This window comes from Peptostreptococcus sp., from assembly GCF_036639115.1.
Classification (GTDB): domain Bacteria; phylum Bacillota; class Clostridia; order Peptostreptococcales; family Peptostreptococcaceae; genus Peptostreptococcus.
Window position 1 is genome coordinate 1 of sequence record NZ_JAVWJH010000012.1, and the last position, 1,877, is coordinate 1,877.

2 protein-coding genes are annotated in these 1,877 nt (G+C 33.0%); both read left to right on the forward strand.

The features are described 5' to 3' along the window. The first annotated feature begins 71 nt into the window (after positions 1-71). Complete coding sequence (locus tag RR561_RS09065; RefSeq protein WP_332507561.1) at positions 72-755, forward strand: helix-turn-helix domain-containing protein; 684 nt, start codon at positions 72-74, stop codon at positions 753-755. Then, on the forward strand, positions 752-1,789 hold the full coding sequence (locus RR561_RS09070) for an IS3 family transposase (protein ID WP_332507563.1): 1,038 nt from the start codon (positions 752-754) through the stop codon (positions 1,787-1,789). Before RR561_RS09065 ends, RR561_RS09070 begins: the two co-directional genes overlap by 4 nt. Positions 1,790-1,877 lie beyond the last annotated feature (88 nt).

The window sequence follows — 1,877 nt, forward strand, 5'->3', positions numbered from 1 at the left end:
TGATATAATCCCACTAAGGTAGACAGATGAAATAATTAAATTTCATTTATCTATGGAGGTGGGATTTTATTATGTCTAAATCTAAGTATTCACCAGAAGAAAAAATTCAAGCATGTACCGAATTCCTTTCCGGAAAAAAATCTGCTAACAGTCTAGCAACTGAGTTAAATATGAAAAAAAATGGAGAACAGACAATACGTTATTGGTCTAAACTTTACTCAACATATGGAACTTCTGCTTTTCAATCTAAAAGCACAAATAATAGCTATTCCAAGGGATTTAAGGAAAAAGTCATTAAGGAATATTTAGATGGTGAGGGTTCTCAATCTTCACTGATTTTAAAATATAATATTCCTTCCACATCAATACTCAGACGATGGCTAAAGAAGTATAATAGACATATAGAATTAAAGGATTACGATCCGAAACCGGAGGTCTATATGGGAGATACATTAAAAACTACTTTTGAGGAAAGAATTGAAATCGTAAAATATTGTCTTGAACATGACAGAGATATTAAAGGAACTGCAGCTAAGTATGGGTGTAAATATGCACAGCTTTATCAGTGGGTCAGAAAATTTGAAAACCATGGTGAAGAAGCTCTTACGGATAACCGTGGAAAGCGTAAGCAGGAAGATGAACTATCAGAAATGGAAAAGGCTGAAAGAAAGATTGCTCAACTTGAACGGGAAAAAGAGGAATACCGAAAGAAATATGAATTGTTAAAAAAAGCAGATCAACGAGAAAGGTGGTGATTCATGGGTTAGTCAAAGCCAAACGTGCTTACTATACCCATTATAATAGAATCGTTGATTATGAACTTATAAAGGAACTTCATGAATCTGATGAAAAATGGGATATCTCATTCATGTGTAAGCATCTTAACATTTCTAGGGCCGCTTACTATAAATGGCTTAATTCTGCTCCTACAGAAAAGCAACTAGAAGATGAAAGAATTCTTATTAAAATTAAAGAGATTGCTATATCAAACAATTCCTTATTTGGTGCAATGAACATGTATTATGCCCTTAGGAACGAATACCATCTTACCAGCGGGCATAACAAGATCTATAGGATTATGTGCATCAATGACATAACATCTTCTTATAGGAGATCTTCAAGATATGTTTATAAAAAGACGACACCAGAAGAAACTGCTGATAATATTTTAAAAAGAGATTTTAATTCCGAAAAACCTAATGAAAAATGGTGTACTGATGTTACAGAAATTAAAGTTCCAAACACAGGTAAAAAACTATACATAAGCCCTGTGATAGATTTGTATGATAGATACCCTGTTGGATTTGTTGTATCAGAGAAGAATGATACAGCACTTACTGATGCAACTTTAGAAATAGCTCATAATGCTTATCCTAATGCAACTCCTATTTATCACAGTGATAGAGGTTTTCAATACACAAGAGCAGTATTTAAAACAAAGTTAAAAACTTATGGAATGACACAATCCATGTCGAGAGTGTCTCGATGCATTGATAATGGACCATGTGAGGGCTTTCAGGGAATGTTTAAAGATATCCTTTTTATACTTTATCCCAATATTAAATCCAATGAAGAAATGATTGCCGCAATATATGGAACTCTTGATTACTACATAAATAAATATCCACAAAAACGATATAAAGGAAAGACCTGTGGACAAGTTAGGCAAGAAGCACTACAGACTTCAGAACCTACTAAATACCCAATAAAACAAGCAAACAGATATATAAAGTTTTGGGCTGAAATACAACAAAAGAAACAACAATCAATACATCAACAAGTAATATAAAAGAATACCCAGCGACATTATGGATGCTGAGTATTCTAAGTTCATAAATTTAATTATTTTACGTGTCTACTAGACAAGGGGTGTATCA

What these genes read in the sequence shown, in the direction of transcription:
- RR561_RS09065 (WP_332507561.1), top strand. Translation starts at nt 72, where the DNA reads ATGTCTAAATCTAAGTATTCACCAGAAGAAAAAATTCAAGCATGTACC.